The organism is Lysinibacillus sp. S1 (assembly GCF_044986265.1).
Lineage (GTDB): Bacteria > Bacillota > Bacilli > Bacillales_A > Planococcaceae > Lysinibacillus > Lysinibacillus capsici.
This window is the reverse complement of the sequence record NZ_CP173154.1, coordinates 4,139,505-4,160,959: the sequence shown is the minus strand read 5'-3', so window position 1 is coordinate 4,160,959 and position 21,455 is coordinate 4,139,505. Positions and strand designations below refer to the sequence as shown.

At 36.6% G+C, this 21,455-nt stretch carries 19 protein-coding genes and 1 pseudogene; 7 read left to right on the top strand and 13 right to left on the bottom strand.

Annotated elements, in window-relative coordinates:
• Positions 1-111: 111 nt before the first annotated feature.
• From ACHZEU_RS20880 to ACHZEU_RS20850, 7 genes are all read right to left on the bottom strand, one after another.
• On the bottom strand, positions 112-1,773 hold the full coding sequence (locus ACHZEU_RS20880; RefSeq protein ID WP_404803722.1) for a hypothetical protein: 1,662 nt from the start codon (positions 1,771-1,773) through the stop codon (positions 112-114).
• A gap of 143 nt (positions 1,774-1,916) precedes the next feature.
• Positions 1,917-2,090 carry a YjfB family protein gene (locus tag ACHZEU_RS20875; protein ID WP_081011007.1) on the bottom strand — a complete coding sequence of 58 codons (174 nt, stop codon included), beginning with the start codon at positions 2,088-2,090 and terminating at the stop codon, positions 1,917-1,919.
• A gap of 135 nt (positions 2,091-2,225) precedes the next feature.
• Entirely contained in the window at positions 2,226-2,807 is a 582-nt protein-coding gene (gene yihA, locus ACHZEU_RS20870) for a ribosome biogenesis GTP-binding protein YihA/YsxC (RefSeq protein WP_054550015.1), read from the bottom strand.
• Positions 2,808-2,811: 4 nt separating this feature from the next.
• Entirely contained in the window at positions 2,812-5,136 is a 2,325-nt protein-coding gene (gene lon, locus ACHZEU_RS20865) for an endopeptidase La (RefSeq protein ID WP_404804606.1), read from the bottom strand.
• 230 nt (positions 5,137-5,366) lie between these two features.
• Positions 5,367-6,638 (bottom strand): ATP-dependent protease ATP-binding subunit ClpX, encoded by a 1,272-nt coding sequence (gene clpX, locus ACHZEU_RS20860; RefSeq protein ID WP_404803721.1) that lies wholly within the window; start codon positions 6,636-6,638, stop codon positions 5,367-5,369.
• Positions 6,639-7,319: 681 nt separating this feature from the next.
• A complete protein-coding gene (gene tig, locus ACHZEU_RS20855; protein WP_404803720.1) occupies positions 7,320-8,609 on the bottom strand; it encodes a trigger factor in 1,290 nt (429 codons plus the stop codon).
• 119 nt (positions 8,610-8,728) lie between these two features.
• A complete protein-coding gene (locus tag ACHZEU_RS20850; protein ID WP_404803719.1) occupies positions 8,729-9,712 on the bottom strand; it encodes a hypothetical protein in 984 nt (327 codons plus the stop codon).
• Between the two features lie 214 nt (positions 9,713-9,926).
• Here ACHZEU_RS20850 and ACHZEU_RS20845 point away from each other — a divergent pair, with 214 nt between their 5' ends.
• The 7 genes from ACHZEU_RS20845 to ACHZEU_RS20815 all read left to right on the top strand — a co-directional run bounded on the left by ACHZEU_RS20845 (position 9,927) and on the right by ACHZEU_RS20815 (position 17,201).
• Positions 9,927-10,391 carry a hypothetical protein gene (locus ACHZEU_RS20845; protein ID WP_054550014.1) on the top strand — a complete coding sequence of 155 codons (465 nt, stop codon included), beginning with the start codon at positions 9,927-9,929 and terminating at the stop codon, positions 10,389-10,391.
• A 240-nt stretch (positions 10,392-10,631) separates the two neighbouring features.
• On the top strand, positions 10,632-11,474 hold the full coding sequence (locus ACHZEU_RS20840) for a DUF2785 domain-containing protein (RefSeq protein ID WP_054550013.1): 843 nt from the start codon (positions 10,632-10,634) through the stop codon (positions 11,472-11,474).
• An 826-nt stretch (positions 11,475-12,300) separates the two neighbouring features.
• Positions 12,301-13,206: a cytochrome aa3 quinol oxidase subunit II gene (gene qoxA, locus ACHZEU_RS20835; RefSeq protein ID WP_404803718.1), complete on the top strand. Its 906-nt coding sequence runs from the start codon at positions 12,301-12,303 to the stop codon at positions 13,204-13,206.
• A 61-nt stretch (positions 13,207-13,267) separates the two neighbouring features.
• A complete protein-coding gene (qoxB, locus tag ACHZEU_RS20830; protein ID WP_404803717.1) occupies positions 13,268-15,211 on the top strand; it encodes a cytochrome aa3 quinol oxidase subunit I in 1,944 nt (647 codons plus the stop codon).
• Between the two features lies 1 nt (position 15,212).
• Positions 15,213-15,812: a cytochrome aa3 quinol oxidase subunit III gene (gene qoxC / locus ACHZEU_RS20825; RefSeq protein WP_404803716.1), complete on the top strand. Its 600-nt coding sequence runs from the start codon at positions 15,213-15,215 to the stop codon at positions 15,810-15,812.
• Entirely contained in the window at positions 15,812-16,096 is a 285-nt protein-coding gene (gene qoxD / locus ACHZEU_RS20820; RefSeq protein ID WP_004226585.1) for a cytochrome aa3 quinol oxidase subunit IV, read from the top strand. The genes qoxC and qoxD overlap by 1 nt, the downstream gene beginning before the upstream one ends.
• A 247-nt stretch (positions 16,097-16,343) precedes the next feature.
• Entirely contained in the window at positions 16,344-17,201 is an 858-nt protein-coding gene (locus ACHZEU_RS20815) for a DUF6612 family protein (RefSeq protein ID WP_404803715.1), read from the top strand.
• A 61-nt stretch (positions 17,202-17,262) separates the two neighbouring features.
• On the opposite strand, the gene ACHZEU_RS20810 is transcribed toward ACHZEU_RS20815, so the two are convergent.
• From ACHZEU_RS20810 to ACHZEU_RS20785, 6 genes and pseudogenes are all read right to left on the bottom strand, one after another.
• Positions 17,263-17,682: a universal stress protein gene (locus tag ACHZEU_RS20810; RefSeq protein ID WP_054550012.1), complete on the bottom strand. Its 420-nt coding sequence runs from the start codon at positions 17,680-17,682 to the stop codon at positions 17,263-17,265.
• A gap of 50 nt (positions 17,683-17,732) precedes the next feature.
• Positions 17,733-18,809, bottom strand: coding sequence for a sorbosone dehydrogenase family protein (locus tag ACHZEU_RS20805; protein WP_279495633.1), 1,077 nt, complete (start codon positions 18,807-18,809; stop codon positions 17,733-17,735).
• A gap of 44 nt (positions 18,810-18,853) precedes the next feature.
• A complete protein-coding gene (locus ACHZEU_RS20800; RefSeq protein ID WP_167444838.1) occupies positions 18,854-19,015 on the bottom strand; it encodes a hypothetical protein in 162 nt (53 codons plus the stop codon).
• Positions 19,016-19,166: 151 nt separating this feature from the next.
• Positions 19,167-19,583, bottom strand: coding sequence for a YugN family protein (locus tag ACHZEU_RS20795; protein ID WP_054550010.1), 417 nt, complete (start codon positions 19,581-19,583; stop codon positions 19,167-19,169).
• 136 nt (positions 19,584-19,719) lie between these two features.
• Complete coding sequence (locus tag ACHZEU_RS20790; RefSeq protein ID WP_404803714.1) at positions 19,720-20,673, bottom strand: alpha/beta hydrolase; 954 nt, start codon at positions 20,671-20,673, stop codon at positions 19,720-19,722.
• A gap of 31 nt (positions 20,674-20,704) precedes the next feature.
• A pseudogene (locus ACHZEU_RS20785) lies at positions 20,705-21,430 on the bottom strand (SDR family NAD(P)-dependent oxidoreductase).
• Positions 21,431-21,455 lie beyond the last annotated feature (25 nt).

Genomic DNA, 21,455 nt, shown 5'->3' with positions numbered 1-21,455 from the left:
CTCGTCTTGCGAATGTATACACAATTTAGCCTATTCGAAGTAACTTCTTCATCTTTCGATTATGAAACATATTCGCATGAGACTCGCAGATTTTTTAGTTTAATATTTATGCTAATCTACCAAAATAAAATGAGCTTTAACAAATCGATCTGATAATACAACTAAACGATCAGATGGCTGTAAGTCAGAAGCTTGAATCACCTTACCTGCTTTAATCAGTGTCGCTTGGTCAATATTCATATTAACCATTTCACCCGCTTCATACCAACGACCATTTTGCCATTGACTAACACTCTTGACATTAATGACTGCAGGATACGTAGATTTTACAGACTGTAGTTTCCCTGCAAGCATTAGAGGGGCAACAGGTTTAGCCTTGTCTAAAATATGAAGAGCTTGTACATGGCCTTCCTTCACATAGAAATAACCATAATCTCCCTCAGATAAGTAAAGTTCAATATCTGGCATGACACTATATGTTTTRTTGCCGTCATCTACCATGGCTTTCGTTGAATTACTAACTGACAGTACAATACGATCTGCTTTCTTGAAAACATTTGATTCAATCTTCATCGCATCGTCAATTTCAATTACATATCCATCTGCTTGAGATAAGCGTCCATAATATAATTCATGACCTGCGAGATTAGGTGACATGAAGCTATCACTTGTAACTTGTATTACTTGGGCATAGTGATCACGAGTAGCACCATCAGCCACGACAAAAGCAGTACCATATGCCATAAGACCAGTAGGTTCAATTAATCGTCCATTTCGAATTAAAATAGTTCCATTATGGAAATACATTGTTCCTGCTGTTTTCAGTTTCAGTAGTTGGTAATCTGTATCAACAGACAGCATTGGTTCGTAATATGTTCTCTCATTATTTTTTAATACGACAATTTTCTCGATTACTTCCTTACCAAATTGTTTAACGGTCGCATAGTATGCTTCGCTACCTATATAATTTTTCAGCTGACCTTTCTCGACTTTTGTATTCCCAACATAGATTGGTACTTTGGATGTAAAAGGCATAGTTGAAAGATCATTTGTTGTTTGAGAGCCAAATTGCCAGTTTACAAAGGCATGCTGATTTTTCACGGTAAGCTTGTTGGCATTAGGATTGACCGCTTGTATCTCGCCTTTATATAAGTTTTCAACGAGCGTACCTGTTTCACTGATAGCTACCTTTGATATGATTGAGGAAGTTTTATTTTTGAAACTTAATTTAACTCGATCCCCAACGTATAATGCACTAATATCTGTTGCAGAAGAACCTTTTTGATAATTGGTTTCTTTGTTTAAATAGTATGTCGTTTCTGCGCCAACATCTGGTTTTACCATGATAAATAAACCATTTGGATCAATACTCGTGACGACACCAGCAGTTGTTTTACCGTTACTGCTTCCTGTTGATGGTACATTTGTTTCTGTTGGTGTATGAGAGGTACCGCGAAGTTCAACAACACTTCTAAGAGAAATTTCAGCCTCGACTTCCATCCCCATCTTAAAACCCTCAATCGTTGTAGACGTATTATTAATATATAATCTAGTATTTTTATTAATATTAAACGTTACTGTTCGTCCACGATCATTTTCCAATGTAATTTTACTAAGTTGCTTTTCTATCGTACCATCAGGCTTCGTATATTCTGAAAACGTTACATCAACAAATGTCCCTGTCACTAGTTGGGCTGCTTTAGCAGATTGATTAAAGGAAAAACCAACTATCATCAGTAACGTAATCATCAGTATGTATAAATATTTTTTCAAAAAACCTGCCTCCTTACTAATTATTAGTATATCGTATTATTGGTAGTTTTTCTTATTCGAAAAGTTACATTTTAGGCCTTCTTGAATTTATTTCTAAAAACAAAAGTTGAGGTAGCTTTTAACTTCAAGCTACCTTGCCTACTTCATACTTGAATATCAATTGTATGTCCGGCTGTTGGATGTGGAGCATCTAACATTTCAACTAACTGTTCTGTATTTTGCTGTTGCATTTCCATTGCCTGTTTCGTAACAGCTAAAGATACATTTTGCATAAGTGTTGCTTGGTTCATTGCCATCGATAAAGCTGCGATATCCATCTAGTCCACCTCCTATCTAATTTATCGGACAAATAGTTTCATCATCAAGTATTTTCCCTAATTTTCTACACCACTCGATTGAAAATACAAAAACATCTATTGTCCTAACGGTTTAGATACAATAGATGTTTTTTATTACATTTTATTTTCGATTGTTTTCCAAGCTTCCTCAAAGCCAAGACCCGTTTCTGATGAGAAGACAATAAGTGGATCACTTTTTTCCATCTCCAGTGTCTCTTTGACAATTTTCTTATGTTTATCCCATTTACCTTTTGGAATTTTATCTGCCTTCGTTGCAATGATAATGCAAGGAATATTGTAATGCTTTAAAAAATCATACATCATACGATCATCAGCTGTCGGAGGATGTCGCAAATCTATAATTTGTACGACTGCTTTTAACTCCTGGCGTCCTGTAAAATAGCGCTCGATCATTTTTCCCCATGCCTCACGCTCTGTTTTAGAAACCTTTGCATAACCATACCCTGGAACATCTACAAAAAATAGCTGTTCTTCAATCTTATAAAAGTTAAGGGTTTGTGTTTTACCAGGCTTAGATGAAATACGTGCTAAAGCTTTACGTCCGATCATTCGATTTATGAAGGAAGACTTTCCTACATTCGAACGACCTGCTAATGCAAATTCTGGCAGTCCATCTTCTGGATATTGGTCTGGTCGTACCGCACTAATGACCATTTCGACATTATGGACTTTCATTTTTTTAAAAACCTCCGTCCAGCGCATAGGCTAAAACTTCATCAGCCGATGTCACTAGTTTAAATGTTAGTTGCTCACGTACACTATCAGKAATATCCTCTATATCGCGTTCATTATCCTTAGGACAAATGATTGTCGTTAATCCTGCACGGTGAGCGCTTAATGTTTTTTCTTTTAAACCGCCGATTGGCAATACACGGCCACGCAAGGTAATCTCACCTGTCATACCTACCTCGCGGCGAATCGGGCGATGTAAAATAGCCGAAACGATAGCTGTTGCCATTGTAATACCAGCTGAAGGTCCATCTTTAGGTACAGCACCCTCTGGCACATGGATATGAATATCATGTGTATCAAAAAATTCGGCATCCACATTAAGGTGTTCCATCTTCGTACGAACATAGGATAAGGCTGTTTGAGCAGATTCCTTCATTACTTCACCAAGCTTACCAGTTAGTTGTAACTTCCCTTTACCTGGTGTTAAAGAAACTTCAATTTGTAATGTATCTCCACCAACTGTTGTATAAGCAAGTCCAGTAGCGACACCCACTTGATTTTCCTTTTCAGCCTGTCCATAGCKGMAMCGMTGTTTWCCAAGTWAATCTTKTAATGATTTTGAGCTAACCGTTACGCGTTTTTTCTCACCAGATACAATTACTTTGGCAATTTTACGGCAAAGCGTAGCGATTTGTCGTTCTAAACCGCGAACTCCTGCTTCCCGAGTATAATAACGTATAATATCAGTGACTGCTTCATCTTTGATTACAACTTGCGTTTTTTTCAAGCCATGCTCTTTAAGCTGCTTTGGTATGAGATGATTTTTTGTAATTTGAGCTTTTTCGATTTCAGTATAGCCTGCAATAGAAATTACTTCCATACGATCTAATAATGGTCCTGGGATGCTACTTAAATCATTGGCAGTTGCAATAAATAACACATTAGATAGATCATATGGTTCCTCAATATAATGATCACTAAATGTATTATTTTGTGCAGGATCTAAAACTTCAAGCATAGCTGCTGCAGGGTCACCTCTAAAATCATTCGACATTTTATCGATTTCATCTAATAAAAATACTGGATTAATCGTACCTGCTTTTTTCATTCCTTGAATAATACGTCCTGGCATTGCACCAACATACGTACGTCGATGTCCGCGAATTTCCGATTCATCTCGAACACCACCTAAAGAAATACGAATAAATTTTCGATCTAAACTTTCGGCAATGGAGCGAGCTAATGATGTTTTACCAACACCTGGAGGCCCTGCTAAGCATAAAATAGGTCCTCGCAGTGAATTTTTCAGCTGACGTACTGCTAAATATTCTAGAACACGTTCTTTGACTTTTTCTAATCCATCATGATCTCGGTTTAAAATATTTTCAGCATGGGCAATATTCATGCGATCCTCTGTAGCATTTGTCCACGGTAATGAAATAAGCCAATCAATATAATTGCGAATAACACCGCTCTCAGCACTAGCTCCAGGTATTTTTTCATAGCGATCTAATTCTTTCAGTGCTGCTTCCTTTGTTGTTTCTGGCATACCAGCTTCGTCGATACGCTTCCGTAATTCTGCAACTTCTCCAGTTTTCCCTTCGCGATCTCCCAGCTCCGTTTGGATAGCTTTCATTTGCTCACGTAAATAATATTCCTTTTGCGTACGCTCCATTGACTGCTTTACTTTGGAATTAATCTTCTTTTCTAGATCCAATACTTCCTGTTCATCATGCAARMGAATAATTAMATKATCTAGTCKTTTTTTAACGSTTAGCATTTCCAAAACTTCTTGCTTGTCGGCAATTTTAAACGGCAAATGAGAAGCAATAATATCCGCTAAACGGCCAGGCTCTTCAATATCCGTTACAGTATTGATCGTCTCAGTTGTAATTTTATTGGDGGATTKTGCATATTTTTCAAAATACGTCAACAATGTCCGCATCAATGCTTGTGTTTCCACATCTTTTTCTGTTGACTCCTCTTTAATTTCAATATCGACAACCGTATACTTCTCTAAAGCACGATAGTTTTTCCACGTTGCACGAGCAACTCCTTCTACAAGGATACGTAACGTGCCATTTGGTAATTTAAGCATTTGTTTGACATAAGCAATTGTACCAACTGAATACAAATCTTGCTCTTCAGGTTGTTCATCGTGCATTTCTTTTTGTGTTACCAATAAAATCATTTGGTCCTCTAACATTGCCTGCTCAAGCGCCGCTACAGAACGATTTCTACCCACATCAATATGTAACACCATCGATGGGAATACTAAAAGTCCACGCAAAGGCAATAATGGTACATTTGTTGTTTTTTGTATTGTCACCATGCGGGCATTCACCTCCGTCAAAATTTTCATGTTAACATCCCGCGCTACTAGTATGTGTTTAAAAAGTTGATTCACACTAGATATTGAAGCGAGCCAAAAATTTCTTCAAGTTACAGCTGGCTTTATGTAGGAATGAATAAAAAGCTGACTGTCGATATGTGCGAATATTGCACAATCGAAGTCAGCTAATTACTCTCTATCTCACAACGGTAGACAGCCACGTCTATTCATTATGCTGAAGTTTTAGTGTCGCTACCTTCATCGAGTTCAGTGCCATCTTCAAGAAGCAATTTCGGTTTTTCTTTATCCGTAATTGTTTTTGCTGTAATGATACATTTTTTCACGTCTTCACGTGAAGGTAATTCGTACATTACATCAAGCATTGTTGACTCAATAATTGAACGAAGACCACGCGCACCTGTTTTACGTTCAATTGCTTCCTTAGCAATTGCCACAAGAGCATCTTCATCAAATTCAAGCTCAACGCCATCTAATTCAAGCATTTTTTGATATTGCTTGGCTAGTGCATTTTTCGGCTCTGTTAAAATTTGTACTAGTGCTGCTTCGTTTAATTGCTCCAGACTCGCAAGTACAGGTAATCGACCAATGAACTCTGGTATTAAACCAAATTTCAATAAATCCTCAGGAATCAGCTTGGACATGATAGAACCTTCATCTACATCTACTTTATTCGGATCTGAACCGAATHCTATTACTTTTTCACCCTGACGTCGTTTAATGATGGTTTCAATACCATCAAATGCACCGCCAACAATGAAAAGAATATTGGTTGTATCGATCTGTAAGAATTCTTGATGAGGATGTTTTCGTCCTCCTTGTGGTGGAACACTTGCAACTGTTCCTTCAAGAATTTTTAGGAGTGCCTGCTGAACACCTTCGCCGGAAACATCTCGTGTAATAGATGGATTTTCCGACTTACGTGCAACCTTGTCAATTTCATCAATATAGATAATCCCTTTTTCAGCGCGTTCGATATCATAATCAGCTGATTGGATTAACTTTAATAAAATATTTTCAACGTCCTCACCAACATAACCTGCTTCAGTTAAGGAGGTAGCATCCGCAATAGCGAATGGAACATTTAAAATACGTGCTAACGTTTGAGCTAATAAAGTTTTACCGCTACCAGTTGGGCCGATTAACACAATGTTCGATTTTGCTAATTCAATATCATCAATTTTACTATTCGTATTGATACGTTTATAGTGATTGTAAACTGCGACTGCCAATGCTTTTTTAGCACGCTCTTGTCCAATTACATACTCATCTAAAATCGTTAAGATTTCTTTTGGTTTTGGAATATCTTGGAATTCGATCTCCTCTTCTACACCTAGTTCCTCTACAACGATCTCTGAACAAAGCTCGATACATTCATCACAAATATAAACACCTGGACCTGCAACTAATTTACGCACTTGTTCTTGTGGTTTTCCACAGAATGAGCATTTTAAATTGCCTTTTTCATCATTAAATTTGAACAATATGTTTCACCCCTATTCAAGCAACAATCTTACAAGATTATTGAACCTTTATCAAATAAATTGTCTGCATCATTTACGCCTCAGTAATTATGCATGTGTAGATTATAACGCATCGTCATGTACTTTACTTCATTTGTCTTTCGAAGCATGCTATAGGAACCTGCTTACTTCGCCACCTTATACTGCTATAAAGTTACATTTATTCATTTCCTCCACACTACCAACTTCTTATCTCTMWTTATMAATYTACTACATTCATCMACCAASGGTATATCACTCAAAAAATAAATTTTATTTAGTTAGAACCTTTCTGAATGAAGTTAAGTTTAGCATCGTATCAATTTCGCCTTGACKCTAATAGCGHMAGGACTTCATCTAAATCCTTGCCGCATGTCAGCAGGCACTATCTTCATTCAGTCGTGGTTTAAACACACACTAAAAAGGTTAAAAGGCTTACAGCTCGCCATCTATGTGAGATGGTAGTTTTTTGTACCTGACATTATACTTTGGATACAAAACATCTGCTGAATGAAGATAAAAACTAAAACAATACTATGTATAAGTGAAGTATAAAGTGAATTAAATGTTAAGGGGACTGATTGCTAAGAGTTTATGTGATAAAACAAGGCACGGAAGAATGCCGTACCTTGTTTTTTTTGGGCTATCTAATTACACAAAATCTTATTCAGTAATTTTAGCGTTTTCTACTAAAAATTCAACTGTTTTTTGGATTTTGATGTCATTTTCAAGTACTGCTGTTCCACCTAAAGCACTTGTGATTTGATCTTTTGTCATGTTAAATTGAGCAGCCATTTTTTCTAATTCTGCTTCAATATCAGCTTCAGATGCTTCAATTTTTTCAGCTTCAGCAATTGCTTCAAGCGTTAATGATACACGCACACGGCTTTCAGCTTCTTCTTTCATTTGGCCACGTAAGTCTTCTTCTGATTGACCAGAGAATTGGTAGTAAAGGTCTAGATTCATACCTTGCATTTGTAAACGTTGACCAAATTCTTGTAACATACGATCAGTTTCAGAGTTGATCATACCTGCTGGTACTTCAAAATCCGCATTTTCAGCTGCTTTTTCTACAAGCTCATCACGAAGAGCTGCATCTGATTCTGTTTCTTTTTGAGCTACAGTTTGTTCTTTAATTTTAGCGCGTAAAGCTTCAACGCCTTCAACTTCTGGATCTAATTCTTTTGCAAATTCATCATTTAACTCAGGAAGAACTTTTGTTTTAACTTCTTTCACAGTTACTTTGAAAGTAGCTTCTTTACCAGCTAATTCAGCTGCATGATATTCTTCTGGGAATGTAACAACAACATCTTTAGATTCGCCAGCTTTAACACCAACTAGTTGCTCTTCAAAACCTGGAATGAATGAACCTGAACCGATTTCTAGTGGATAGTCTTCACCTTTACCACCTTCAAAAGCTTCTTCGCCAACGAAACCTTCGAAGTCGATCACAGCTGTATCACCTTCTACGATTGCTTCGTCTTCTTTGATTTCAAGCTCTGCTTTACGAGCTAATTGATCTTGAATTTGTGCATCTACTTCTTCATCCGTTACTTCTACTGGAAGTTTAGATACTTCTAGACCTTTATAGTCTCCTAGCTTTGGTTCTGGTTTCACTGTTACTTGTGCAGTGAATGTGAAATCTTGACCGTGTACAAAGTTTTCTGTACCAGCGATTTCTGGGTAATCAACTGGCATAATTCCAGCTTCATCAATTGCTTTTGCATAAGATTCAGGAACGATGATTTCTAATGCATCTTGGTATAGAGATTCGATACCAAAAYGTTGTTCAAACATTTTACGAGGVAKTTTACCTTTACGGAAACCTGGTACGTTAATTTGTTTTACAACTTTTTTGAACGCTTGGTCCATTGCTGCGTCGATTTCTGCAGCAGGTACTTCGATTGTAAGAGTACCGATATTACCTTCTTGTTTTTCCCATTTTGCTGACATGTATAAATACCTCCAAATAAATAATCAAGTTTAAGATGTTAGACAATTCATTCGTAACTACGATTTTGACAACCATTTTAGTATAACATAGATGTGTATAGTTTCAACTTATTTCATACCTAATGTAGTTCTGTTAGCTTTTCTAACATTTGTAAAAAGTCAATGATTTCATAGTCCATTTCTTGTACATTTCCAAGCATCGCTAAGACAAAATCAATATAACTATAGGCAACATCTTCTGCTTCGAACGGGTGCCATTCAAATGGATACGTTACAATGGCATGCTTTGCCATTAAATATTGTACCATTTCCAAAGTCGATGGGTCTTGTTCTAGCTTCACTTCTAGTATATTTTTTATTTCTCCATACTGCGGTAGCTGGTTAGGCAATACTAATTCAGTAGGATTAACAAYTTTGGTTTKATTGAATTTGGCTACTGTAACATTGATAGCTACTTCTTGTTCTACTAATAATATAAGTGCTAGACTCTGGACAAACGGATGGATCGTGGAACATTCAATAATCTCTTTCAACGGCTCTTTTAATTGTCTTACATTTGTATCCATAAGTCGATGTAAGCGAATGGATTGCTCATTTGGACTAAGTGCCCTAAATTTCTCAAGGTCATATTCTTGTTCTTCTATTAAACGTTGTGCATTTTCTTTTTTTTCTAGATTCTTAGACACTTCACTATTCAAATTTTTTAAGCGTTCAAATTTTTCAATTTGATCCTGAGGCAAAACATTTTCTTCAAGTAGCGTTGAAATTAATGACTCTACTTGATGGTATTCTTTTAACTGCATGCATACGGTAATGTACAATTCCATGATTTCTACATAAAATGACGTACCCATTGAAAATAATTGCTCACAAACATCCTTTGTCTTGCTATAGTCCTTTAATTCATACAAAGCGAAAGCATAAGCACTAAGAGCAAATTCATCTCCAGCTTCGTACACAAATGCCTTTTCAAAGCTTGCCACCGCTTTTTCATACTGAAAATTTTCAGCAAACATATGTCCTTCACGTATTAATGTTTGGACAGCGCCCGGAAAAACAACAACATTGTCATGTTTAATGACATGACGCTTTCTTTTTGTCATTTTTCTCACCTCATTGTTCTAATTTTTCATTTCTGCTATTTACTAAAAAATCCACAAGTTTCTTGTTTTTAACAAAAAATTATTGCTTTTGCATTCATATTTTGTAATAAATTGTATTATAATTAGAATAGTCTAAAATTTATCACAATTCGCAGACGCTTCCCGTTTGTTGTCTGCATCAAGAAAATCAAGTTCTTAACAAGGAGTGGAATCCATGCAATTACTTGATACAATTACAGAATTTGATCATTGTATCTCATCTGCATTCGAGGCATTATCGATTAAAGTCATTTCAATTTCTACAACGAACGGCCCTTTTCAAGATAAGCCGATAGAATTTGAACTTTTAACACGCACCAAAATAGATGTCTACACACAAGAAGCCAGCACCTATATTTTAAAAATTCAAGGGTGTATTCCTGGATCTATTGCACTTGGTCATCAAAACGAGTCTCTTTCCATTATTCCTCAAAAAGTAAACATTGAATGTAACTACAAGTTGCTACATGTTGATAAAAAAGATATGCAGCAGATTTTACAACATCCTGAACCAAATCGTCACTATAGTGAATGGCTCATTGATGCAATCAAAAATGCCAATATTCTTGTCGAGTTAAAGACAAATCAACACACGCTCACTGAATGGCCAATTGGCATTAAATCAGCAGTCATTATTTAGCTAGACAAAGACATACTTAAATAGGTATGTCTTTTTTATTGTTCACATTTTAGTTTTACCATTTTATTGCGTTTCTATCATAACAACTTTCTATAGTTTCTGGAAATAATATTGTAAAAATTATGTTTTAAAGAGGACATTCTAACTGTGCTTGATTAAAATGAAGGTTTCAAATTTATCCCTTCGAAATGAAATGGCGCTATAATATAAAATACAAAAATAAGTTGGGGGCTTTTTTACATGGATATTAAAGAAACATTACAGTCTTTTTCTACAATGACACTGTCTGAGCGTCAGACATTTATGTTCCAACATAGTGATTGGCTATTACAGGAGATGTTAGCCCATATTGGCTCAGTTGATGCCGAATTACGAGACCAGCTCATTTATCGCACCTTTGTTGATTTACTAAGTGATAATTTATTGAGTTCTCAACAACTTCAATATTTGTTTGATACAGTTACAGGTGAGGATTTTTTATATTTACATATCGGAGATAAAACAGAGGATAGTGTCTTTACTCGTTCTTTTTCTGCTTTACTAGTTGCAGGTCTTCTTGCAAAGGACGCTGAATTACTTGTTTTAAGAGATGAAGACCTACAAGTGTTCTTTAAAAAAATTGGCCGTTATTTGTTATTAGAACAGGATACGAGAGGATATGTTCAAGGAAAAGGATGGGCACACAGTATTGCACATGGTGCAGATTTAGCTACAACAACAATAAAACATCCAAAATTCGATTTACAGTATGCACCATCCATTTTACATGCATTAAAACTTGTCACTTGGAAAGAAACAGTCTTTGTTAACGATGAAGAGGAACGTTTAATTAATATAGTGGATGCATTATTGCTTCAAAATTACTCAGAGGAAGCACTGATCGAATTTGTTGAGCAGGCTTTTGATAAATTTGAAATGCATTTAATGACACAAGGTTATAATGAGCTCTTCTTTAGTGGAAGAACTTGTACCTTAAACTTTATGAAAACACTGTATTTTTCTTTGAAAATGAATAATAAAGCTCCACAGCTTCAAAATACGATTTATGGACAAGTAGCCAAATGGCTGAAGCTTGGTGATTGACAGGTAATTTTAAAAATGCTGAATTACACCGCTTAATTCTTGATAACATAAATTTTTTCTAAAATACTAGCAAACTAAGAACTGGCTTAGTTTGCTTTTTACTTTTCAAATAAAACAAACGAAGTAAAAATATGGATATTAAAGAAAACCTGTTATTATATTAACATAATTAATATTTCACTCCATTTATTCCCTCCTCGCTCATTCCTTTCATTGAAAATTCAACCTATTGTTTCCATAAAACGTCATTGCATCTACTCCTTTTTTGAATAAAAGGCAAATAAAAAATCCCAATAGGTCTGGTATGACAATGATTTTATTACAAAACAGCGTCTAAAATGTGAAATACCATTTTTCACATTTTAAATTATTTACTTAGGTAAACATCAGGAATGCAGTATTTTCAACGTTTCCACAGTGTTTAATAAATAAAACCTATAAATACCAATACTAAAATAACGATTTTTGTTCAAAAAATGTTCAAATTCAATACCGCTATACTATCATTTTCATAACAAAATTATGTTTTTTCTTAAAAACAGGGCGTATAATCCAATGTGCAAACAACGAGAGATTGTGACAATCGTAGTTAACCAAGTATGTATTTAAACGATTGCGCAAATCATTGATTTTGCTAACGCTTGCATCAGATCAATCAACACTAGATTTTATGTTTCATATTGAACCATGCCATTGTAATTTCTTATGTTGTTGATTGATACGCCAAGATAAAAGAGGTGACCTCAGTATCAACTATTTGTAAATGTGACACCGACAAAAAACACATGAATTTTATGAATAGCCGTTCTATAGAAAGGAGTCAAACATGAAGAAAAAATTAAGTTTAATGTTAGTAGCATTGAGTGCAATTGCTCTTCTTGCTGGATGTGAACCATTAACAGTGTTCAATCCAAAAGGACCTAATGCTGAAACATTATCAAACACAATTATCTTATCCATTATTACAATGGCCTTTATATTGCTAGTCGTGTATGTGCTTTTAGCCTTTATGCTTACAAAATATCGTGCATCAAAAGCAGCTGCAGATTATGAGCCTCCTCATGAAGAAGGAAGTCATCTGCTTGAAATTACATGGACAGTAATTCCAATTATTATCGTAGCATTTTTAGCTGTTGTGACAGTAAGAACAACATCTACAGTAGAAGCTCAACCAGCAGGTTATGACGATAAGGAGCCTTTAGTGATTTATGCATCATCATCAAACTGGAAATGGCACTTTAGTTATCCAGAAGAAGGTGTTGAAACAGTTAACTATGTAAACATTCCGGTGGATCGTCCAATCGAATTTAAGCTTTACTCATTTGGTCCAATTACAAGTTTCTGGATTCCTCAATTAGCAGGTCAAAAATATGCTATGAGTGATATGTTAACAACAATTCACCTTGCAGCAGATGAAGTTGGTTCATTTATGGGACGTAACTCTAACTTTAATGGACGTGGCTTTGCAGAAATGGAATTTGAAGCACAATCTATGACACAAGAAGACTTCGATAAATGGGTTGCTGATGTTAAATCGAAAGAGGCACCATTAACAGAAGAAAAATTTGATGAGCTTTTAGAGGCAGAACATGTTGGTCGCCAAAGCTTCTCATCTACACACTTAGACTTTAGACCAGCTCCAATGGAACATGGTAAACACATGAATATGGATGAAATGGATCATGGGGACATGTCTGAAGAAGACATGAATAATBAACATTCTGGTCATTAATTTGATTTTATCGTTGAACGAATCGAGACATTAATTTTTAATTCTGAAAGGAGCGCATCCAATGAGTATGGAAGAATTATTCCATCCAATGCAAGAACCGATGATTTTAGCGGCAGCTATTAGTATCGTAGTTGGTGCAGTGGTTATCGTAGCAGGCCTTACTTATTTCAAAAAATGGGGCTATTTCTACAAAAACTGGCTATCAACTGTTGACCATAAAAAAATCGGGATTATGTATATCGCAGTAGCTTTATTAATGCTATTCCGCGGTGGTATCGATGCACTATTAATGCGTGCACAAACAGCCGTTCCAGATAACGGACTTCTTGATGCACAACACTATAATGAAATTTTCACAACACACGGTTTATTAATGATTCTATTTATGGCGATGCCATTTGTTATCGGCTTAATGAACATTGTCATTCCACTTCAAATCGGTGCACGTGACGTTGCTTTCCCACGTCTAAATGCTGTCAGCTTCTGGCTATTTGCAGCAGGTGCTGGTTTATTAAACTTATCATTCATTATCGGTGGTTCACCAGACGCTGGTTGGACAGCCTACTTCCCTCTTGCAAGTACGGATTTTAGTCCGACTGTAGGGAATAACTATTATTCTTTAGCCCTTCAATTATCAGGTATTGGTACTTTAATGACAGGTGTTAACTTTATCACGACGATCATTAAAATGCGTGCTCCTGGTATGACATTAATGAAAATGCCAATGTTTTCTTGGTCAATTTTAATTACAAACATTATTATCGTATTCGCGTTCCCAGTATTAACTGTAGCGCTTGCWCTTATGATGTTTGACCGTCAATTCGGCACAAAATTCTTTGCGATGCAAGACGGTGGTATGGATATGCTTTGGGCCAACCTTTTCTGGGTTTGGGGACATCCTGAGGTTTATATCGTTATCCTACCTGCTTTCGGTATTTTCTCAGAAATCATTGCAACATTCGCACGTAAAAACTTATACGGTTACAAATCAATGGTGATGAGTATGGTGGTCATTTCCCTACTATCATTCGTAGTTTGGGCCCACCACTTCTATACAACGGCTCATGCTTTAATAGTAAAGAGGGTTTTCTCTATTACAACAATGGCAATCGCCGTTCCTACTGGGGTTAAAATATTAAACTGGCTACTCACAATGAGGCACGGGAAAATTCAATTTAMAACACCGATGCTTTATGCACTTGGCTTTTTTCCTATCGTCACAATTGGTGGGGTTACAGGGGTAATGYTAGCGATGGCAAGTGCTGACTACCAATATCATAATACGATGTTCTTAGTTGCCCACTTCCACTATGTATTAATTCCAGGTACAGTATTTGGTGTCCTTGCAGGTTACCACTACTGGTGGCCAAAAATGTTCGGTTTCCGTCTAAATGAAAAATTAGGGAAAGCTGKTTTYTGGTTCATTGCCATYAGCTTCAACGTAACGTTCTTCCCACTATTCATTTTAGGTTTAGATGGATATGCTCGTCGTATGTACACTTATTCTGAGTCTACTGGTTATGGTCCATTGAACATGTTATCGTTCGTTGGTGCTCTAGGTCTTGCAGTCGGCTTTGCATTAATCGTCTACAATATTTACTATAGCTGGAAGCATATGCCTCGTAATGAAAAGGCAGATGTTTGGGATGGTCGTACACTTGAGTGGGCTACTCATTCTCCAGTACCAGAATATAACTTTGCCGTAGTGCCTACCGTTACTCGCTTAGATGAGTTCTGGTTCGCGAAAAAAGAAGGTCGCGATATTACGGCAGGTACAATCGAAAAAATTCACATGCCAAATAATACAGGCACACCATTCTGGATGAGTGGATTCTTCTTCCTTGCAGCATTCTTCGCTGTATTTAATCTATGGATTCCAGCCATCATCAGTATGCTTGGTGTATTTGGCTTCATGATCCATCGTTCATTTGAAAAAGATCATGGTCGTTACATTTCAGTTGAGGAAGTAATGGCAACTGAGAAAAGCTTGAGAGGTGATAAATAATATGAAAATCGATTCTTCACTTCCATTAGAATATAGTACAGAGGAAAACCGTCTAAAAATCTTTGGTTTTTGGATTTTCCTTGGCGCCGAAATCGTGTTATTTGCCACTTTATTTACTGTGTATTTCACACTTCATACACGTACAGGTAGTGGACCAAATGGTGCCGAGATTTTCGAATTAACGCCCGTTCTATGGGAAACATTCTTATTATTAACAAGTAGWTWCACWAKTGGTCTTGGTGTTCATGCAATGCGTWTTGKHCGTAAAAAAGCGATGATGACATTCTTTATCATCACTCTATTACTAGGCCTTGGCTTCTTAGCTATTGAGATTGATGAATTTGTCACATATGTACACGAAGGTGCGACGATTCAAACAAGCGCATTCTTATCGTCATTAATGACTTTACTTGGAACGCACGGTGCCCACGTAACATTTGGTTTCTTCTGGGGCGTAGCTATTTTAATCCAAGTAGCGAAACGTGGCTTAAACCCACAAACGGCTAATAAAGCGTTTATCTTCTCACTGTACTGGCATTTCCTAGACGTTGTTTGGATTTTCATCTTCAGCTTCGTCTACTTGAAAGGACTGATTAGCTGATGAAGGAATTATTCCCAAAACAACATGTGATGGGCTTCGGCTTCTCACTATTACTAACAATCGTAGCTTTAGCAGTTGTAAAATTTGATATGTCTCTTAATATGGCATTTGGAATTTTACTAGTAACTGCTCTTGCACAGGCAACTGTACAATTAGTATTATTCATGCACATCGGTGAATCTGAAGATAAAAAAACGTTATATACAACAATTTTATACTCAGTATTCGTAGGTGTTGTGACAATCATTGGTACATTATTTGCTATGATCTGGGGTTATAATTGATCCATTACACTATGGTGTAAGCAAAAGGCTGTCTGTACTTATCGTCCTTGTACGATAAGTTCATGACAGCTTTTTTGTTTTATCCCTATTCATTTGGTAATTATCRYRKTYAAAGATTGCAAAAGTAGGTGTGATGTTGTTTTTTTAATAAAAAAGTAGTTCTWTTCTWACAAKTTMTKAAACTTTWCCTTKTTWAGTGMGTATAGTAGTAGATAGTGTTTTTTACCAAGAATAGGAGATGAAAGTAATGAAGAAAATTTTTAAAGTATTAGCAGTCGGAACACTAGCGTTGACACTTGCCGCTTGTAATTCAAGCGCTACGCCTACGAAAGACACAACTAATAAAAGCAAACTCACTTTAGAACAAGTGTATGACAAAGCAGTAGATCGCCAGGCTGATATTCAAAGTGCAAGTRCTAAAATGGATATGACACAGGTGACAAAGGTTGGGTCTGGTGAAGAAGCAATGGAGTTTTCAATCGACTCCAAAATGGAGATGGATATCATCGTTGATCCACTTGCAATGCATTTATCAGGATCTATGACAATGCCTGATATGATGAATGAAGGTAAAGAAACAATGGACATGCCAATTGAAATGTATATGAAAAAAGATGCAGGCTTATTTATGAAGGATTCGACAACAGATAGCTGGTTAAAGCTCCCTGATGAGAACTTTGATGCTATATTAGATCAAACGGCGGCTTCTGCTGATGCGAAGGAACAGCTAGAACAATTGAAAAAATTCATTAAGGACTTTACATTTGAACAAACGGATGATGAATACGTCCTTACATTAGATGCAAAAGGCGATAAATTCAAAGAACTAATCGATTCTGAGATTAATAAGTCTATGCAAGAAATGGGTCTAGAAGAAAATCCAATGGATCAACTATCAATTGAAAAAATTAACTACGTACTACACATCGATAAAGAGACTTTCGATACGAACAAAATGGATATGAATTTTGACTTAAAAATGGCCGTAGAAGGTGACGAATTGTTAATGAATACAAAATCAGTCGTTACGTATACTGAATTTAATCATCTAAAAACAATCGATATACCTCAAAGCATTATTGATAACGCTCAAACATTCCAATAAAAAAAGAGCCTGCTTGTCTACTAGCACAAGCAGGTTCTTTTACTCTAAACTATTTTAACAACTAACGAACAATCAACACATCACAAAGCGCATGACGTACGACTTTCTCTGCCACAGAGCCTAACATCATTTTCTCCATACGATTTAATCCAGTTGCACCGCAAACAATTAAATCAACCTGAGGTAACTGTGTTAAAATGCCTTTTGGTGAACCTGTTTCTACAATGGATTCGACCTCTTTGACTCCTGTCTGTAATGCCTCTTTTTCTAGCTTTTCCATTTTAAGAATGTTTTCCTTCTTCAATTCCTCGGCATATTTTAAGTCATATGCTGAAACTGCTCCAAACGATTTTGTATCAATGACATTCACCAATTGCAAAATAGCATTGTGTTCCTTTGCTAATTGACTAGCTCTATCCAATGCTTTTAATGATTGTTCTGAGAAATCAATTGCTACTGCGATCTTAAGATAGTTTGCCATGTTTGTCCTCCCCATTCATCCTACCATTCCATGTTTTCTCAAATATTATATCACAATGGCGTTCGATATAGTTTATCATCCTGAGGTTGCGGATTTCCACGACCATCTGTATTATTACTAATAAAATAAAGAAATTTTTCATCCACAAAGACATCACGAATTCTACCAAATTCTGATAGTAATTCATTGTGTTTGTTCTTATTTATATCAAAAGCTAGGACTGCTGTGCCTCTTAAGGCAGCGACATATAATTGATCATTTACAATAGCAATGCCTGATGGTGCCCATGTGTTAGAAGAACCGGATGTAAAAAGAGGTGTTATCATCCCCTGCTCTTTCTCCATTCCTTCAATAAGAGGCCAGCCATAATTCTTCCCCTTCTCAATGATATTAATTTCATCATTTCCTGCATTGCCATGCTCACTGGCATACATCGTACCATCATTAGACCATGTTAAGCCTTGTGGATTTCGATGTCCATAGCTGTATATATAGGATTGAGGAAAAGGATTATCATTCGGTATGGTGCCATCCAAATTGATGCGCAAAATTTTCCCTTCTAAAGCTTCCACATCCTGTGCTAAAGAAGGTTGTGTTGCATCTCCTACCGTTGCATACAGCTTGCCGTCAGGACCTATTTTCAAACGTCCCCCATGATGGTATGTACCACTCTTTATTCGATCCATAATAAGATTCTGTTCGAGCCATTTATTATCGTTAAACGTTAACGTAACAATTCGATTAAATTGTTCCTCTTCCTCGACATACGTATAATACGCATAAGCAACTTGACTAGTAGGAAAATTAGGTGCTAACACAAATCCCAACATACCAGCTTCTGGAGCAGTTGATAGCTCCTTTTTCAGGATAATCTGCTGCCTATCAACGCCCCCTTCCGCAATCTTTACAATACTTCCTGGCCTTTCTGCTATATAAAAGACATCTCCACTTTTTTGAATCGACCAAGGTGTCTGCAATTGATCTGCTATTATTTCGATAGAGGAATTCATGGCATCTATAGCGTGATTTTCCTCACTTTCTAACCTATTATCGTTATTATCCTTCGTTGACGTACAAGCAACACATAGAATCATCGTTAGCAGTATTAAAGGTATGTAACGTCCCATGATTAATCATCCTCTCATTTATGAAAAATAGAAAGAGACGCCACCTAGACGCCTCTCTTACTTTTTATACTTTCAAACAGGATTATTTCACCAAATGTTCTTGTTTTCTCTAACACCTCTAGAAAGGCTTCTTTACGATGGATGAGTCGTTCTTGGTGCAATTTCTGATAGGAATGCTGAAAATCATCTATAGCTATTTTATCCATAAACTCACCTCATATAGTAGTACGTGCTAATATCATTATAATGTTGGAAAATTCTTACGACAATTCTATTTATATTTTTGATTATATGTTCCCAAAATAATAAGGATAAAAGACATATAATTTCTTGTAGCAGCTATTTAAATTTATCTAACTAATGAATGAAAAATGGTAGTACTTTTTCTTCCACAGCTTGTTCACCTGCTTGAATCCATCTACTTTTATCATGAATGTATCCATCTTTATCAAGCGGAGTTTGAAATTGACTAGCACCAGTTGCATCTAGTAAGGAGCCCTCATCATAATCTAGACCAATATTCTCAACATGCTTAATGACAAATGGCTTTTGAAAACGAATTTGAGCATCTTCATTATCAAGCTCTCCTGATGTGACGATAAAAGGGACACGTAAATAAATAGTTTCTCCTGCCTCTTTCCATAATACCGAGTCAAAGCTACCTTTATAGTACTCCCAATTCCCGCCAATCGTGAAACCCCGATCGGCAATTTTATCTCGTAAATAGCCAAACCCTATCTCTTTTCCAACAATTTTTGAATCAAATTGTAACAATTTATCTTCTCCTCCTTTCACTCGATAAAAGTTTAACCTAAAAGACGATATTACAAACTAGCTAAAAGATCATTTTGCTGAACAAAAAAATCCCGAAACCTGAGTAGATTATGGTTTCGGGATTTTCGTAAATTTTTTATAAAGGCACTGAAATATTTCGATGTAACACATATTTAGCAGCTTCTACATACTCTGTGACAGCTCTTTGACTGACTGCGGCTGTAGGAACAATACTCTCAAAGCCATGATAGCAGCCTGGGTATAAGTGGAATTCAACATCTACTCCAGCCTGACATAGCTTGGTTACATATTGTAAAGTCTCATCACGAAATGGATCAAGTTGACCAACACATGTATAAGTAAATGGTAAACCTGATAAATCATCCGCTCTAGCTGCGGCAGCATATGGTGGTACATTGTCGCTACCATTTTCTCCATTCAAATACATTTCCCATCCCTTTTGATTGAGTGAGTGGTTCCAGATCATATGTCCCGTAATTTCTAATGAAGATGGGGTATTATTGCGATCATCAATCATTGGATAGAGCGGCATTTGGAAACTAAGCTTCGGATAATTTCGATCGCGTGTAAGTAGTGCAAGTGCAGCTGTGAGCCCACCACCAGCACTTGCTCCAGCAATCCCTAAACGGTTAGGATCTATCCCTAATTCATCTGCATGATCTGCTACCCATTTTAACGCTGTATAGCAATCTTCAAGCGGAGCTGGATAAGGATGTTCAGGCGCAAGTCGATAGTCTACAGATACTACAACACAATTCGCTTCATTGACAAAACGCTGACAAAGCACATCATCACCCTCTGGTGCTCCTAAGACATAGCCTCCACCATGAATCCATAGCAGGCCTGGGTATATTTCCTTTTGCTCTTTTGACTTATAAATACGAAGGCGAAGAGAATGATTATCATCAGGCCCTTGAATGACTTTATTTTCTACTATGATGTGCTCTTCAATTGAAGCTGGCACAGCAACGGCTGCCATTCCGTCTCTTGTAGCTTGTACATTATCCAAATCTAATGGGGGAAAAATTGCTAACGTTTCTTTTAGTTCTGAATCAATACGATGTTCCATTAAAATCCTTCCTCTCTTATTTAAAATGTTTTTACGATGTTAAACCGCCATCAATTGGGACGACAGCACCATTCACATAAGAAGCTTCCTGCGAAATTAAGAAAGCGATTACATTTGCGATTTCAGTAGGGTCTGCTAATCTACGTAATGGTCCATTTTCTTCTGGACTCGATGCCAATCCCTTTGTCATGTTTGTCCTCACGCCACCGGGACAAATTGCATTCACTCGAATCCCTTTAGGTCAATATTCCATGGCCGCCGTTTTAGTTAATCCAATTACACCATGCTTACTTGCCGCATAACCACCTAGATAGGGTTGTCCCTGTATACCAGCTGCTGAGGATGTATTCACAATGACACCTGATTGCTGTTGCTCCATTTCTTTTAATACATACTTTAAGCCGAKAAACGTCCCTTTAAKWKTKAMSGAGRTTMTTSKRTCMRAMGTTKSSTMTWMKAAAYMTCCCAGTAGTGTAGGTGGGCTTAAAACACCTGCATTATTGATAAAAGCATCAATCCTGCCAAATGTTTCTTTTGCAGCGTCCACATATTTTTTGACATCATTGCTTTGTGAAACATCAGCTTGGACAAAAATTGCTTGTTGGTGATATTCCTTAACAGCATGTAGTGTGTCTTGTCCACTTTTTTCATCAAAATCCACTAAAACTAATGCTTTGCCCATAGTGGCAAGCAATTTTGCAGTCTCTCTTCCTATACCACTTCCAGCACCTGTAATAATRACKACTTGTTGCTCCATATTGATATATGCTCCCCTCTCACAA

Excerpts from the sequence above, each read along its gene's own strand:
- ACHZEU_RS20875 (WP_081011007.1), bottom strand. The coding sequence starts at position 2,090 with ATGGATATCGCAGCTTTATCGATGGCAATGAACCAAGCAACACTTATG.
- yihA (WP_054550015.1), bottom strand. The coding sequence starts at position 2,807 with ATGAAAGTCCATAATGTCGAAATGGTCATTAGTGCGGTACGACCAGAC.
- ACHZEU_RS20845 (WP_054550014.1), top strand. The coding sequence starts at position 9,927 with ATGCAATTACTTGATACAATTACAGAATTTGATCATTGTATCTCATCT.
- ACHZEU_RS20840 (WP_054550013.1), top strand. The coding sequence starts at position 10,632 with ATGGATATTAAAGAAACATTACAGTCTTTTTCTACAATGACACTGTCT.
- qoxD (WP_004226585.1), top strand. The coding sequence starts at position 15,812 with ATGAAGGAATTATTCCCAAAACAACATGTGATGGGCTTCGGCTTCTCA.
- ACHZEU_RS20810 (WP_054550012.1), bottom strand. The coding sequence starts at position 17,682 with ATGGCAAACTATCTTAAGATCGCAGTAGCAATTGATTTCTCAGAACAA.
- ACHZEU_RS20805 (WP_279495633.1), bottom strand. The coding sequence starts at position 18,809 with ATGGGACGTTACATACCTTTAATACTGCTAACGATGATTCTATGTGTT.
- ACHZEU_RS20800 (WP_167444838.1), bottom strand. The coding sequence starts at position 19,015 with ATGGATAAAATAGCTATAGATGATTTTCAGCATTCCTATCAGAAATTG.
- ACHZEU_RS20790 (WP_404803714.1), bottom strand. The coding sequence starts at position 20,673 with ATGGAACATCGTATTGATTCAGAACTAAAAGAAACGTTAGCAATTTTT.